The organism is Bradyrhizobium sp. DOA9 (genome assembly GCF_000617845.2).
Taxonomy (GTDB): domain Bacteria; phylum Pseudomonadota; class Alphaproteobacteria; order Rhizobiales; family Xanthobacteraceae; genus Bradyrhizobium.
Window position 1 is genome coordinate 329,973 of the sequence record NZ_DF820425.1, and the last position, 14,498, is coordinate 344,470.

General features: G+C 65.1%; 13 protein-coding genes and 1 tRNA gene. 11 read left to right on the top strand and 3 right to left on the bottom strand.

Annotation, left to right across the window (positions count from 1 at the left end):
• The first annotated feature begins 52 nt into the window (after positions 1-52).
• From BDOA9_RS37595 to greA, 3 genes are all read left to right on the top strand, one after another.
• Positions 53-128 (top strand) — tRNA-OTHER (locus BDOA9_RS37595).
• A 270-nt stretch (positions 129-398) separates the two neighbouring features.
• Positions 399-3,863, top strand: a complete 3,465-nt coding sequence (gene carB, locus BDOA9_RS01460; RefSeq protein ID WP_025032173.1) for a carbamoyl-phosphate synthase large subunit — start codon at positions 399-401, stop codon at positions 3,861-3,863.
• A gap of 208 nt (positions 3,864-4,071) precedes the next feature.
• Positions 4,072-4,545, top strand: a complete 474-nt coding sequence (gene greA / locus BDOA9_RS01465) for a transcription elongation factor GreA (RefSeq protein ID WP_008544783.1) — start codon at positions 4,072-4,074, stop codon at positions 4,543-4,545.
• Between the two features lie 189 nt (positions 4,546-4,734).
• Here greA and BDOA9_RS01470 read toward each other — a convergent pair whose 3' ends face one another.
• A complete protein-coding gene (locus BDOA9_RS01470; RefSeq protein ID WP_025032174.1) occupies positions 4,735-5,214 on the bottom strand; it encodes an Lrp/AsnC family transcriptional regulator in 480 nt (159 codons plus the stop codon).
• Between the two features lie 266 nt (positions 5,215-5,480).
• Between BDOA9_RS01470 and trxB the strand changes: the two genes are divergently transcribed.
• From trxB to BDOA9_RS39360, 5 genes are all read left to right on the top strand, one after another.
• Complete coding sequence (trxB, locus tag BDOA9_RS01475; RefSeq protein WP_025032175.1) at positions 5,481-6,446, top strand: thioredoxin-disulfide reductase; 966 nt, start codon at positions 5,481-5,483, stop codon at positions 6,444-6,446.
• Between the two features lie 4 nt (positions 6,447-6,450).
• Positions 6,451-7,374: a LysR family transcriptional regulator gene (locus BDOA9_RS01480; protein WP_025032176.1), complete on the top strand. Its 924-nt coding sequence runs from the start codon at positions 6,451-6,453 to the stop codon at positions 7,372-7,374.
• 461 nt (positions 7,375-7,835) lie between these two features.
• Positions 7,836-8,744 carry a 4-hydroxy-tetrahydrodipicolinate synthase family protein gene (locus tag BDOA9_RS01485; RefSeq protein ID WP_025032177.1) on the top strand — a complete coding sequence of 303 codons (909 nt, stop codon included), beginning with the start codon at positions 7,836-7,838 and terminating at the stop codon, positions 8,742-8,744.
• A gap of 238 nt (positions 8,745-8,982) precedes the next feature.
• A complete protein-coding gene (locus tag BDOA9_RS38695; protein WP_192859667.1) occupies positions 8,983-9,138 on the top strand; it encodes a hypothetical protein in 156 nt (51 codons plus the stop codon).
• 93 nt (positions 9,139-9,231) lie between these two features.
• Positions 9,232-9,414: a hypothetical protein gene (locus BDOA9_RS39360; protein WP_025032178.1), complete on the top strand. Its 183-nt coding sequence runs from the start codon at positions 9,232-9,234 to the stop codon at positions 9,412-9,414.
• A gap of 74 nt (positions 9,415-9,488) precedes the next feature.
• Here the strand turns inward: BDOA9_RS39360 and BDOA9_RS01490 are convergent, their stop codons facing one another.
• Together BDOA9_RS01490 and BDOA9_RS01495 are read right to left on the bottom strand one after the other, a co-directional pair.
• Entirely contained in the window at positions 9,489-10,166 is a 678-nt protein-coding gene (locus BDOA9_RS01490) for a ParA family protein (RefSeq protein ID WP_025032179.1), read from the bottom strand.
• Positions 10,167-10,592: 426 nt separating this feature from the next.
• Entirely contained in the window at positions 10,593-10,940 is a 348-nt protein-coding gene (locus BDOA9_RS01495; protein WP_025032180.1) for a hypothetical protein, read from the bottom strand.
• Between the two features lie 460 nt (positions 10,941-11,400).
• Here BDOA9_RS01495 and BDOA9_RS01500 point away from each other — a divergent pair, with 460 nt between their 5' ends.
• Genes BDOA9_RS01500 through BDOA9_RS01510 form a run of 3 tightly spaced genes read left to right on the top strand, consistent with a single transcriptional unit; the run spans position 11,401 to position 14,444 of the window.
• Positions 11,401-12,567 (top strand): CaiB/BaiF CoA transferase family protein, encoded by a 1,167-nt coding sequence (locus BDOA9_RS01500; protein WP_025032181.1) that lies wholly within the window; start codon positions 11,401-11,403, stop codon positions 12,565-12,567.
• A 2-nt stretch (positions 12,568-12,569) separates the two neighbouring features.
• A complete protein-coding gene (locus tag BDOA9_RS01505; RefSeq protein ID WP_025032182.1) occupies positions 12,570-13,493 on the top strand; it encodes an HpcH/HpaI aldolase/citrate lyase family protein in 924 nt (307 codons plus the stop codon).
• A gap of 6 nt (positions 13,494-13,499) precedes the next feature.
• Positions 13,500-14,444 (top strand): AEC family transporter, encoded by a 945-nt coding sequence (locus BDOA9_RS01510; protein WP_025032183.1) that lies wholly within the window; start codon positions 13,500-13,502, stop codon positions 14,442-14,444.
• Positions 14,445-14,498: the final 54 nt, after the last annotated feature.

Below are 14,498 nucleotides of genomic sequence, written 5' to 3' on the forward strand. Positions count from 1 at the left end.
ATAACAATTAGCCGTTGTGGCTTGTGGCACTGCAATCGGTAATGATTGCCGCGGCCCGGTGGCGGAAGCGTCTACGCGAGGGCGGTGCAACGCTCTACATCCTGGTTCAAATCCAGGCCGGGTCTCCAGCCTTCGCTGGCTCCGCCAGCTTCGGCTCGGCAAGCCCTATCGTGGCGAAGGCTGCCGCGGCGAAGCCCGAAGGGCGAAGCCGGGCGCGCTCGGCAGCCTCCCCAAACCCGCCAAAATTGCCGGTTGATGGGCGTTTTTCGGGGTTTCGCCGCTCCAAAAACTGGTTTAAGACCCACCCGCGCGCGAGGGAGACCCCGCGCTCTCGCCAAATGGGGACGCGCGGCAAGCGCGCCCTTTTTTTGTGCCCAGATCCCAGCCCGTGAGCGGTGATGCCCAAACGAACCGACATCTCGACCATCCTGATCATCGGCGCCGGTCCCATCGTGATCGGCCAGGCCTGCGAGTTCGACTATTCGGGCACGCAGGCGGTGAAGACGCTGAAGGAAGAGGGCTATCGTATCGTCCTCGTCAATTCCAACCCGGCCACCATCATGACCGACCCGGAATTGGCCGATGCGACCTATATCGAGCCGATCACGCCCGAGATCGTCGCCAAGATCATCGAGAAGGAACGTCACGTCATTCCCGGCGGCTTCGCGCTGCTGCCGACCATGGGCGGCCAGACCGCGCTGAACTGCGCATTGTCGCTGCGCCGGCAGGGCACGCTGGAGAAGTTTGATGTCGAGATGATCGGCGCCACCGCCGACGCCATCGACAAGGCCGAGGACCGCCAGCTGTTCCGCAACGCCATGACCAAGATCGGGCTGCAGACCCCGAAGTCGCGGCTTGCCAACGCCTCCGAGCTGAAGAAATCGTTCCGCGACAAATATCATGCCGAACGCGAGAAGCTGTCGGGCGCGGCGCTCGAAGAGCTCGACCGGCAATGGACCCTCGGCGAAGGCGACCGCCGCAAGCGCTATCAGGAATACGCGCTCGGCCAGGCCATGATGGCGCTGTCCGAGATCGGCCTGCCCGCGATCATCCGGCCCTCCTTCACCATGGGCGGCACCGGCGGCGGCATCGCCTACAACAAGGAAGAGTTCCTCGACATCATCGAGCGCGGCCTCGACGCGTCTCCGACCAACGAAGTGCTGATCGAAGAATCCGTGCTCGGCTGGAAAGAGTACGAGATGGAGGTGGTGCGCGACAAGAACGACAATTGCATCATCGTCTGCTCGATCGAGAACCTCGATCCGATGGGCGTGCACACCGGCGATTCCATCACGGTGGCGCCGGCGCTGACGCTGACCGACAAGGAATACCAGATCATGCGCGACGCCTCGCTGGCGGTGCTGCGCGAGATCGGGGTCGAGACCGGCGGCTCCAACGTGCAGTTCGGCGTCAATCCCGAGGACGGCCGCATGGTCGTGATCGAGATGAATCCGCGCGTGTCGCGCTCCTCCGCGCTGGCCTCGAAAGCGACCGGCTTTCCGATCGCCAAGGTCGCCGCCAAGCTCGCGGTCGGCTACACGCTCGACGAGATCGCCAACGACATCACCGGCGGCGCCACGCCGGCCTCGTTCGAGCCGACCATCGACTACGTCGTCACCAAGGTGCCGCGTTTCGCCTTCGAGAAATTCCCGGGCGCCTCGACCACGCTGACCACCTCGATGAAGTCGGTCGGCGAAGTCATGGCGATCGGCCGCACCTTCCAGGAAAGCCTGCAAAAGGCGCTGCGCGGGCTCGAGACCGGATTGACCGGCCTCGACGAGATCGAGATCGAGGGCCTCGGCCGCGACGACGACAAGAACGCGATCCGCGCCGCGCTCGGAACGCCGACGCCGAACCGCATCCTCCAGGTCGCCCAGGCCATGCGGCTCGGCTGGTCGAACGAGGACATCTTCAACTCCTGCAAGATCGACCCGTGGTTCCTCGCCGAGATGCGCGGCATCGTCGAGATGGAGGAGAAGGTCAGGAAGAGCGGCCTGCCCGGCAACGCCTTCGGCATGCGCACCCTGAAGGCCATGGGCTTCTCCGACGCGCGGCTCGCCGTGCTGGCCGAGACGACGGAGGCCGAGGTCAAGGCGAAGCGCCACGCGCTCGGCGTTCACCCGGTGTACAAGCGCATCGACACCTGCGCGGCCGAGTTCGCCTCGCCCACCGCCTACATGTACTCGACCTATGAGGCGCCGTTTGCAGGTGCGCCCGTGGACGAGAGCGCGCCCTCCGACAAGAAGAAGGTCATCATTCTCGGCGGCGGTCCCAACCGCATCGGCCAGGGCATCGAGTTCGACTATTGCTGCTGTCACGCCTGCTTCGCGCTGCACGACGCCGGCTACGAATCCATCATGGTCAACTGCAATCCGGAGACGGTGTCGACCGACTACGACACCGCCGACCGGCTCTATTTCGAGCCGCTCACTGCCGAGGACGTGCTGGAGATCATCGCCAAGGAGCGCAGCAAGGGCACGCTGCACGGCGTGATCGTGCAGTTCGGCGGCCAGACGCCGCTGAAGCTGGCGCGCGCGCTAGAAGCCGCCGAAGTGCCGATCCTCGGCACCTCGCCCGACGCCATCGACCTCGCCGAGGATCGTGACCGGTTCAAGCGCGTGCTCGACAAGCTTCGCCTCAAGCAGCCGAAGAACGGCATCGCCTATTCGGTCGAGCAGGCCCGCCTCGTCGCCGCCGATCTCGGCCTGCCGCTGGTGGTGCGCCCGTCCTACGTGCTCGGCGGCCGCGCGATGCAGATCATCCGCGAGGAGAACCAGCTCAACGATTATCTGCTCGGCACGCTGCCGGAGCTGGTGCCGGCCGACGTCAAGGCGCGCTATCCGAACGACAAGACCGGGCAGATCAACACCGTGCTCGGCAAGAACCCGCTGCTGTTCGACCGCTATCTGTCGGACGCCACGGAAATCGACGTCGACTGCCTCTGCGACGGCAAGGACACCTTCATCGTCGGCATCATGGAGCACATCGAGGAAGCCGGCATCCATTCCGGCGACAGCGCCTGCTCGCTGCCGCCGCACTCGCTCGACGCGAAAATGATCGAGGAGCTGGAGCGGCAGACCCGCGAGCTCGCGCTCGGCCTCGACGTCATCGGCCTGATGAACGTGCAGTACGCCATCAAGGACGGCGAGATCTACGTGCTCGAGGTCAATCCGCGCGCCTCGCGCACCGTGCCGTTCGTGGCCAAGGTGGTCGGCACGCCGGTCGCCAAGATCGCCGCGCGGATCATGGCCGGCGAGAAGCTGGCCGATTTCAAGCTGAAGAAGGCAACGTTCAAGCACGTCGGCGTCAAGGAATCCGTCTTCCCGTTCGCACGCTTCCCCGGCGTCGACACCGTGCTCGGCCCCGAGATGCGCTCGACCGGCGAGGTCATGGGCATCGACCGCTCGTTTGCGGTGGCCTTCGCCAAGAGTCAGCTCGGCGGCGGCACGCGGGTGCCGCGCAAGGGCACCGTGTTCGTCTCGGTGCGCGAAAGCGACAAGACGCGCATCGCGGATGCCGTGCGCGAATTGCATTCGCTCGGCTTCAAGGTGCTGGCGACCTCGGGCACGGCGCGCTTCCTGACCGACCAGGGCATCCCGACCGAGAAGGTGAACAAGGTGCTGGAAGGGCGGCCGCACATCGTCGATGCCATCACCAATGGCGACGTCCAGCTCGTCTTCAACACCACCGAAGGCCCGCAGGCGCTGGCCGACAGCCGTTCGCTGCGGCGCGCGGCCCTCTTGCATAAAGTGCCATATTACACCACTCTTTCCGGGGCCGTGGCGGCCGCGCAGGGCATCCGCGCCTATCTGGGCGGGGACCTTGAGGTTCGGACCCTGCAGAGCTACTTTTTGGAAACCTGATCGCTAGCGGTGGCAACGCTTCCGCTAAGTGATTGGCAATGAAGCCACAATGGCCGGAGGAACCGATCCGGCCAGGTAGTGGTTCTGTTCCGGCGCCAGACCCACATGAGATCCCGGTGGGCGCGTGTTCAGCCCGGGAATACCGACGAATCAAGGTTGCCGCGCCCTCGCTTTTTGTCGGGCGCGCAACTGAAGGACGAGAGAAGAGATGGAAAAGGTTCCGATGACCCAGGCCGGCTTTGTCGCGCTCGGGGAAGAATTGAAGAAGCGCCAGTCGGAAGATCGTCCGCGCATCATCGAGCACATCGCGGAGGCGCGCTCGCACGGAGACCTGTCGGAGAACGCGGAATATCATGCCGCGAAGGAAGAGCAGTCGCACAACGAGGGCCGCATCGCCGAGCTCGAGGACAAGCTTGCGCGCGCCGACATCATCGACATCTCCAAGCTTTCGGGCGACACCATCAAGTTCGGCGCCACCGTGACGCTGGTCGACGAGGACACCGAGAAGAAGACGGTGTGGCAGATCGTCGGCGAGGTCGAGGCGGACGCCAAGAAGGGCCGCATCTCGATCACCTCGCCGCTCGCGCGCGCATTGATCGGCAAGAAGAAGGGTGCCACGGTCGAGGTCAACACGCCGGGCGGCGCCAAGGCCTACGAGATCACCAAGGTGGAGTGGCGGTAAGGATTTGCCGCTGGGCTGACGTTTCGAAAAGGCCGCGCGATGCGCGGCCTTTTTGTTTCAGCGGATTGCTGGAGTTGCAGCGGACACACGCCCTCACCACTCGTCATTGCGAGCGCAGCGAAGCAATCCAGAATCCCTCCGCGGAAAGACTCTGGATTGCTTCGCTGCGCTCGCAATGACGGATCCGCGCTACCTCCTCCCCTTCACCTCGAGCGGCACTGCCGCCTCGTATTTCGAATTGTGCAGCACCAATGACGTGCGCACGTTGCGGACATGGGGCGCCGCCGTCAGGTGCGTGACGAAATCCTGGAAGGTCGCCATGTCGGGGGCGACGCATTTCAGGATGAAATCGACCTCGCCGGACAGCATCCAGCATTCCCGCACCAGGGGCTCGGCGCGGACGAACTGCTCGAACGCGCGCAAATCCGCCTCGGCCTGGCTGGACAGGTGCACGGCGGCGAAAACAGTGACGTCGAAGCCCAGCTTGCGGGCGTCCAGGAGGCCGCGATAGCCGTGGATGTAGCCCTCCTCCTCCAGCGCCCGGACGCGGCGCAGACAGGGAGGCGGCGAGATGCCGACGCGCTTGGCCAGCTCGACATTGGTGATTCGACCGTCGGCCTGAATCTCGGTCAGAATTTTCAGGTCGATCTCGTCTAGGTTCCGCGACACGTGATTGGAACTCCTGGCCTTTGCGGCGCTATTGGGTGATTTGTCGAAATCCTCATAGCCCAACCCGCACCGCTAGCGCAATTTTATTGCGCGTGCAGCGCAATCGACTTTTGTTCCCTGTTGGAAAAATCCGCCGAGAGGGAATGCAATTCTTGCATGGCTCGCCAGATGGCTTAGATTAGCTCTGATATTTCAGCGCCTCCGCGAGGCCTCCCGGCACATTCCGCGCCCGCGCTGCAAATCCCCCGTGAAAGGCGTCCATCGAAATGTCCGCTCCTGTTCATGCAAAGGTCGTCATCATCGGCTCCGGCCCCGCCGGCTATACCGCCGCGATCTACGCCGCGCGCGCGATGCTGGAGCCGATCCTGATCCAGGGCATCCAGCCCGGCGGACAGCTCACGATCACCACCGACGTCGAGAACTATCCGGGCTTCGCCGACGTGATCCAGGGCCCCTGGCTGATGGAGCAGATGGAGAAGCAGGCGGTCCACGTCGGCACCAGGATCGTCTCCGACCTGGTCACCAGGCTGGAGACGGCGCAGCGGCCGTTCCGCCTCACCTGCGACAGCGGCGACGTCTATCTCGCCGAGACCGTGATCCTGGCCACCGGCGCGCAAGCGCGCTGGCTCGGCCTGCCGTCGGAGGCCAAGTTCCAGGGCGGCGGCGTGTCGGCCTGCGCCACCTGCGACGGCTTCTTCTACCGTGGCAAGGAGGTGATCGTGGTCGGCGGCGGCAACACCGCGGTCGAGGAAGCCCTGTACCTCACCAACCATGCCTCGCAGGTCACGATCGTGCATCGTCGCGATCACTTCCGCGCCGAGCGCATCCTGCAGGAGCGCCTGTTCAAGCATCCGAAGATCAAGGTGATCTGGGACGCCGCCGTCGACGAGATCTGCGGCACCGAGAACCCCAACAAGGTCACCCATGTCCGGCTCAAGAACGTCAAGACCGGCGCGCTCACGGACGTGAAGGCCGACGGCGTCTTCATCGCCATCGGCCACGCGCCGGCGACCGAGCTCGTCAAGGACCAGGTCAAGCTGAAACCCTCCGGCTACATCGAGGTCGCCCCGAACTCGACCGCGACCTCGGTGCCCGGCCTGTTCGCCGCCGGCGACGTCGCCGACGAAACCTATCGCCAGGCCGTGACGGCCGCCGGCCTCGGCTGCATGGCCGCACTCGAAGCCGAACGTTTCTTGGCCCTTCGCGCCAGCGAGCGCGCGGCAGCGGAATAGAATCATGCCCCGAACACGCGACGGATTTACGGATATGGACTGGGACAAGCTGAAGGTGTTTCACGCCGCGGCGGAGGCGGGCAGCTTCACGCATGCGGGCGAGCAGCTCGGCCTGTCGCAATCGGCGGTGTCGCGCCAGGTCTCGGCGCTGGAGCAGGAGCTTTCGGTCTCGCTGTTCCACCGCCACGCCCGCGGCCTGATCCTCACCGAGCAGGGCGACCTCTTGTTCCGCACCGCGCATGACGTGTTCATGCAGCTGCAGGCGGCGCGCGCCAAGCTGACCGACAGCCGCGAGCGACCGAGCGGCGATCTCAAGATCACCACCACACCCGGCGTCGGCATCAACTGGCTGATCCCGCGGCTCGGCGAATTCACCGCGCTGTATCCCGAGATCCGCATCTCGCTGATCGTCACCGACGAGGAGCTCGATCTGTCGATGCGCGAGGCCGACGTTGCGATCCGCACCCGCAAGCCGACGCAGCCGGATCTGATCCAGCGCAAGCTGTTCGCGATGGGCTTCCACGCCTATTGCTCGCCGGAATACATCAAGCGCTTCGGCACGCCGCGCACGCTGGAGGAGCTCGACTCCCACCGCATCATCACGCTGTCGGACGGCAACTTCGCGCCGCACCTGCAGAACCGCAACTGGCTGATCGAAGCCGGGCGCAACGGCTCGGGTCCGCGCGAGGCCTATTTCAAGGTCAACAACATCCTCGGTCTCGTCCGCGCCTGCGCACAGGGCCTCGGCATCGCCGCCCTGCCCGATTATTTGGTCGAGGAGCAGAGCAAGCTCGTGCAGTTGTTCGGCGAGTCGGATTCGATCCAGCTCGACACCTACTTCGTCTATCCCGAGGAGTTGAAGACGGTCGCGCGCGTGCAGGTGTTCCGCGACTTCGTGGTAAGCAAGGCGCAACGCTGGCCGTCCTGATTTCCGCATGACTGACATGCGGCCTCGGCTGTTGCTGCAAGGCACTCGGCAAGCTCATAATGTTTGCACGCTGAGCCTTCGCGTTGCGCATTTGTCCCCCTCCTCCAGTGGCGCGGGAGTTCAGTAATCCCTCTTGGAAGGTGATTGTGTCGGCCTCACGTGGCCAATACCTAAGCCGGGCCCTCGGGTCCGGCTTTTTTTCGTCGAAATGTTGCTTCGCTCTCCGCGTGTGTTGACAGTTCCACCTATCCCCTGCATCATTTCCAAATGATCACGAAGTCGTGCGCAATCTCGTTCGAGGCCGTCGTCTCGAAAAAAGGCCCCCATCCCGGGGCCTCGGATCTTTGCGCGCGCTAGCTGACTTCGTCATCGCTGCAAATCTTCCAAAACCCCGCCGCCTGGACGGGGTTTTTTCATGTGCCCTCCGTCTCAGGCTTTTTTCCCGAGAAGGAGATGGAAACATGACCGGACTACGAGACCAATTGCACGGGCTGTGGCTGCCGCTGGTGACGCCGTTCCAGGACGGCGTGCTGGACGAGAGGTCGCTGCGGCGGCTGACGCGGCACTACGGCGCGCACGGCATCGACGGCTTCATCCTGGGTGCGACCTCCGGTGAAGGCATGACGCTGCGCCCGGCCGAGCTCGAACGTCTTGTCGCAGTCGTGCGCGAGGAGATGGCGGCCGCTGGCTGCAACCTGCCGATCTGCCTCGGGCTGTCGGGCGCCGACACCGCGCGCCTGCAGGAGCGCCTCGACGAGACCGCGGACTGGCCGATCGACGGCTACCTGATCGCCAGCCCCTATTATGTGCGGCCGTCGCAGCGCGGCCTGCTGGCGCATTTCGAGGAGCTCGCCGACCACGCCTCATGGCCGATCGCGCTCTACAACATTCCCTATCGCTGCGCGGTCAACATCACCAATCAGACCATGCTGCGGCTGGCCGAGCACAAGAACATCATCGGCCTGAAGGATTGCGGCGCGAGCCGCGAGCAATCGATCGCACTCTTGCGCGACCGGCCGAAGGGTTTCCGCGTGCTCACCGGCGAGGACGCCAACTATTTCGAGGCGCTCAGCGACGGCGCCGACGGCGGCATCGTGCTCTCGGCCCATGTCGAGACCGCGACGTTCGCGGCCGTCCATGCCGAGTTCAAGCGCGGCAACCACGACGCGGCGCTGGCGCGCTGGAACGAGGTCGCCGAACTGACGCGGCTGTTGTTCGCCGAGCCGAGCCCCGCGCCGGCGAAGTACTGGCTGTGGCGATCCGGCCTGATCGACAGCCCGGAGGTGCGCCTGCCGATGGTGGAAGTGAGCAGCGAACTCGCGGCGACGATCGATCGCGAGATCGAGCGACGGATGAAGGTCGCGGCGTAGCGCGAGCGGGGTGGGGTGATCTCTCAACACGGGCACTGTTCATCGCGGAGAGACCGTCACCCCACCCCGTCTCACATTTCGCTGCGCTCGATGTGAGCCGCCCCTCCCTCTCCAGGGGAGGGCAAGAGACGTGCGTGGTTAACCGCGCCCCAACGGCCTTCGCAGCTGCCGCAAGGTGCATCCACGTCTCGTTTACGTGAGCGCGCCTATCGTTCGCTTCAAAGTCACCGAAGGGGGAATGACCATGGGGTATCGCAACCGGCCTACGGCCGCGAGCCAGTTCGCGCCCGCCGATCTCGTGCGGGGGATTCTCGTCGTCTCGTCATTCGGGTTCTGGGCCGTGATGCTCGGCCTGATGCCGGTGCTGCTGTTTCGCGTCTGGCTGGTCGGCTGAGGCTGCGCGCGCGGGATGGTTAATCCGTGGTAGCACCTGTGTTCAAAATGCACTGGCCGATGCGATCCGGATCTTAAAACATCGCTGCTATCACTGACGCCCATAAGCGAAGAAATCGCGGGGGCGTTTGTGAATAGTCAGAATGAAATGGCGTCGCATTTCGACGCAGAGCAGCAGGGCTTTACCACCGAGGACATTCTCTGGGCCGTCGGCATCTGGTCGGTGATCCTGACCCTGTCGCCGGTCATCGTGTTCTACATGCTGATGGTCGCGTGAACTGAAGGCCCGGAAACGCAAAACGCGCGGACGTTCCCGCGCGTTTTCGCCGCTCCAAATGAAACAATGAAAAATCAAGCCGCCTGCTTGTGCATTGCGCCGGATGCCGACGCCGTGCCGCGAATAGCCTTGACCGAACGCTCGATCGCCGCCCACAGCCTGGCGATTTCCTGAGCCGCACGGCTCTCGGCCTGATACTCGCGCGCGCCTTCGCCGTGGCTCAGCGCCATCAGCAAATCCGAACGGTTGGTGATCTGGCCGCCCCACACCGGAGCGCGGAATTTCGCCAGCGCTTCGCGGGCGATGGTGACGATCGGGCTTTCGGCTTCGTCACGCTTGGCCGGGGCACCGTTGAGCACGACCGCGTAGGGCTTGCGCGCCGCGCGGCACATCTGGATGGTTTCCTGCACGGCGTTGACGTCGAACACGCCGGGACGCGCCGGGATCACCACCATGGTGGCGTTCTTGATCGCGTCGTCGACGACGGCCGACAGGTTCGGCGGCGTGTCGATCAACACCCATTCATAACCGTCGCGCTTGGCCGCGGAGACGATGCCGCTGACGGAGTTGACGGCCGCCTTGATCGGCGGCTCGTTGGTGCCGCGCAGCTTGTGCCATAGCGTGAGCGAGCCCTGCGGATCGGCGTCCACGAGCATGACCTGCTTGCTTGCCTTGATCTGCGCAGCAAGATGTGCAGCCAGGGTACTCTTTCCCGAGCCGCCTTTACGCGATGCAAAAACAATGACGTTCATACCTTCGGCCTCCAGATTGACCCCAGGCCGCGAAAATGAATCACGCCGCTGATTCGGGAAAGAAAAATTTGTCGGGGGCCGCATGACAGCCACGAAATAACAAGACGTGTTGGCTTTTGAGTCACACTGCTTCGCAGGATCAAGACACGGGCAGCAATGAAATGGCGTTCGTGCGCGCGTCTGTGCGTTTTTTGAGCAACGAGCGGAAGACGGAATGCAACCTTGCCGCGCAAACCTGTCCGCGGCTCTTTTCGGGCGCACGCGCTTGTCATCGGCCCAGGCTGCCGGCCTTGCGAACAAAACGAGTCCGGCGGCTGTCACCAGGCCAAGTCGTGGCCAGAGCACGCCGGATGCGCCGGCGCCTTCGGCGGAGTTTCAAAAGAGGAACGCGTGTCGCTCGGCGCTCAGCCTTTGGTCGCTAGGCGCTTAGCCTTGGCTGGACTTCTTCTTCGCCGGCTTGCTGTTTTTCTTGGCGGTCTTCGGAGCAATGTTGGTCGGCTTGCCGGCACGGGACTGGCCCGGCTCCGGTCCGCGGCGGAAGAACACCGCGCATTGCGGCGAGAGCTGCGCCTTCTTCTTGATCATGCAGGCGGTGATGGCATCGACGTTCGGAACGAACTCGCCGCACAGCCGCATCGCATCCGGCGTGCAGGCCTGCTGCTCCTCCTGGGTGTAGGCGAAACCGGCGCGCGGCAGCGCCAGGACGGCCAGGGCAAGCGCGAGGCTTGCAACGGCCGAGGGCTTGGCAAAGGACTTCAAGCGAAACGCCGGCATCGATCCCCCCACATGACGAGTCGGTGCGAATAGTGGGTGAACGGCGGTTCGTTGGCAACCGAGGGCAAGTGCGAAAGCCGGCACGTGTGCGGTCTCGGCAACAGGGCGGAGTGGGCCGCCATCTCCACCGCCGTCATCCCCGCGAAGGGGGGATCCAGTATTCCAGAGACGTCCGAAGTTCCTCGATAGGCCGCGGCGTACTGGATCCCCCGCCTGCCAGGCGCGGGAGATGACAGCTGTGGGCGGGGAGAGTCTGGCCCTCCACCACGAAACTGCGAAAACAACCCCATGCACAGTAGCCAAGTCATTGCAAACGCTGGCGTCGCCGAGTTTTAGGATTTTTCGAAGCCAAGTTTGACTCGTCGGGCAAAACAGGGGCAAGATGTCACCATCAAAATGCGCGTGGATGGTGCTCGTTCTCCCGCGCTGATCGGAAGCGAGCGGGAGTGGAGGCGATCACATGAATGGGAATGAGGCGGAGCTGCCGCTGTCGGGCGTGACGGTGGTTTCGCTGGAGCAGGCGATCGCGGCGCCGCTGGCGAGCCGGCACCTCGCCGATTGGGGCGCGCGGGTGATCAAGATCGAGCGGCCGGGGACTGGGGATTTCTGCCGCGACTACGATCATGTGATGAACGGCATGTCGAGCCAGTTCGTCTGGACCAATCGTTCCAAGGAAAGCCTCGCCATCGACATCAAGAGCCCCGAGGGGCGCAAGGTGCTCGACGCCCTGCTGCCGCGGGCGGACGTGTTCATCCAGAACCTCGCGCCCGGCGCGGCGGAGCGGCTCGGCCTCGATGCCGCTTCGCTGCTGCGCAAGCATCCGCGCCTGATCGCCTGCGACGTCTCCGGCTATGGCACCGATGGCCCCTACAGCGACAAGAAGGCCTATGATCTGCTGGTGCAGTGCGAGGCCGGCGTGCTCGCCATCAACGGCACCGAGGCGGAGCCGGCCAAGGTCGGGCTTTCCGTGGTCGATATCGCCACCGGCATGTACATCCTCAACGGCGTGCTGATGGCGCTGTACGCCCGCGAGCGCACCGGCAAGGGCACGGCGTTCCAGGCTTCGCTGTTCGATTCCATCACGGACTGGATGAGTTATCCCGCGTTTTACACCGAGAGTACCGGCCGGCCGCTGCCACGCACCGGCGCCAGGCATGCGACGATCGCGCCGTACGGCCCGTTCCGGGTCGGCGACGGAACGACCGTCTTCTTCGGTATCCAGAACGATCGGGAATGGCGGTCGCTGTGCCGCATCGTGCTCGGCGATGCCGCACTTGCCGACCATCCGAAGTTCCGCACCAATCCGCTGCGCATGCAGAACCGCGACGAGCTGCAGCTGCATATCGAGCAGCGCTTTGCATCCATCACCAGCGAGGAGGTGCTGCAGCTGCTGGATGAAGCCGCGATCGCGAACGCGCACCTGAATTCGGTCGAGGCTTTCCTGCAGCATGAGCAGCTTCACACGCGTTCGCGGGTGAGCAGCGTGGGATCGCCGTGCGGACCGGTGATGAGCTTCCTGCCCGCGCTCACCATTCCCGGCGTGACGCCGCGGATGGATCCGGTGCCCGATGTCGGCGAGCACAACGAGAAGATCCTCGGCGAGCTCGGCCTCAACGAGGGAACGTGACAATGGCCTCGCAGCGCCCGACGCGGGCCTATCTCGCCGTTCCCGCGCATCGCGCCCGCCTCGTCGCCAAGGCGGCGGCATCATCGGCGGACGCGGTGTTCATGGACCTCGAGGACGCCGTGCCGCCAGGCGAGAAAGGCGTTGCACTCGCGGAAGCCGTCCGCGCGCTGTCCTCGCTCGATTGGGGCCACAAGCATGTCGCGGTCAGGCTCAATGCCGTCGACAGCCCGTTCATCGCCCAGGAGATCCGCACCCTGGCGGCCCTGCCCGGGCTGGATGCCGTGATCGTGCCGAAGGCGGAGCGGGTGAGCGACATCGTCGGCATCGCTGATCGCTTCCGCGCAGCCGCGCCGGATCGCGCGGCGCCTCTCGCGCTCGAGCTGCTGATCGAGACCGCGCCCGGTCTCGTCAATGTCGACGCCCTCGCCGCGAGCCACGACAGCGTCGCCGCGCTGCATCTCGGCGTCGGCGACCTCGCCGCCTCGCTCGGCGCCCGCACCTCCGACATCGGCATCTCGCCGGACGGCTACCGCCACGTCGGCTCCGCGCAGAGCGGCTACGCCGCCGCGCCGCTCGACCTGTTCGCCTATCCGATGATGCGCCTGCTGGTGGCTGCGCGCGCGTGCGGCCTGCGTGCGATTGACGGCCCCTGCGGCGCGTTCCGCGATACCCGGCTGACCGAGGCCAGCGCGCAAAAGGCCGCCGCGATGGGCTTCGATGGCAAGCAGGTGATCCATCCCGACCAGATCGAGCCGACGCTGCGCGCGTTCACGCCGTCGGCCGAGGAGCTGGCCCAGGCGCGGCGGGTGGTCGAGGCGATGGAGCAGGCGGAGGCGCAGGGCCAGGGCGCGGTGACGCTGGACGGCAAGATGATCGACTATGCCAACGTGCGGATGGCGCGGCGGATCATTGGGCTGGGGTCGTAGCGGCGCATGGCCACCTTGCTGATCGTCGCGCCGGTGTTCGCGCTGATCGCGGCCGGCTATGCCGCGGTGCTGTTTCGCTTCGTCTCGGAAGGCGCGCACAAGGGCATCAGCGAGTTCGCCTTCAGCATCGCCATCCCTGCCCTCCTCTTCCGCACCATCGTCGTCTCGGAATTCCCCGACGTCAGCCCCTGGCGGATGTGGGGCGCCTATTACGGCGCGCTGGCGCTGACCTGGATCGCGGCGCTCGCGATATCCGCGCTCCTGCGCGCGCGGCGGGAAGATCGCGAAGACGGCGTCGTGTTCGCGATCGGCTCGGTCTACGGCAACATCGTGATGCTCGGCATTCCCCTCGTGCTCTCCGCGCTCGGTAACGAGGCCGCAGGGCCGATGGCGCTGATCCTGTCAGTGAACACGCCGCTGCTCTGGCTCTGCGGCATTTTGCAGATGGAGCTGGTCAGCCGCAAGCGCACCGGCTCGGCCCTCTCGGTGATCCGCCCCGTGCTCGCCGACCTCGCCCGCAACCCCCTGATGCTCGCGATCGGCTTCGGCGTGGTCTGGCGCTTCACCGGACTCGGCCTCACCCGCGTCGTCGACAAGACGATCGAGCTGCTGGCACAGGCAGGCTCGCCGGCGGCGCTGATCGCGCTCGGCATCAATTTGTTCCGCTTCGAGGTGAAGGGCGAGAAGCTGAGCATTTTTGTGATGTGCGCGCTGAAGCTGGCGGCGATGCCGGCGGCGGCGTTCGTGCTGGCAAACCTGCTCGGCCTGCCGCCGGTCGCGGCCGGCGTCATCGTGCTGTTCGCGGCGATGCCGACCGGCGCGAATGCGTACATTTTTGCCTTGCAGTATCAGCGGCTGGTGAACCCGGTCTCGGGCGCAGTGGCGCTGGGGACGCTGCTGGCGGCGGCGACATTGCCGGTGGTGGTGTGGGTGGTGGCGGGAGGGAGGTAGCGCAGCACGGTTGCAATCATTTTGCCTTTGCACGCAAAGGTCGCTAGGCTGCGC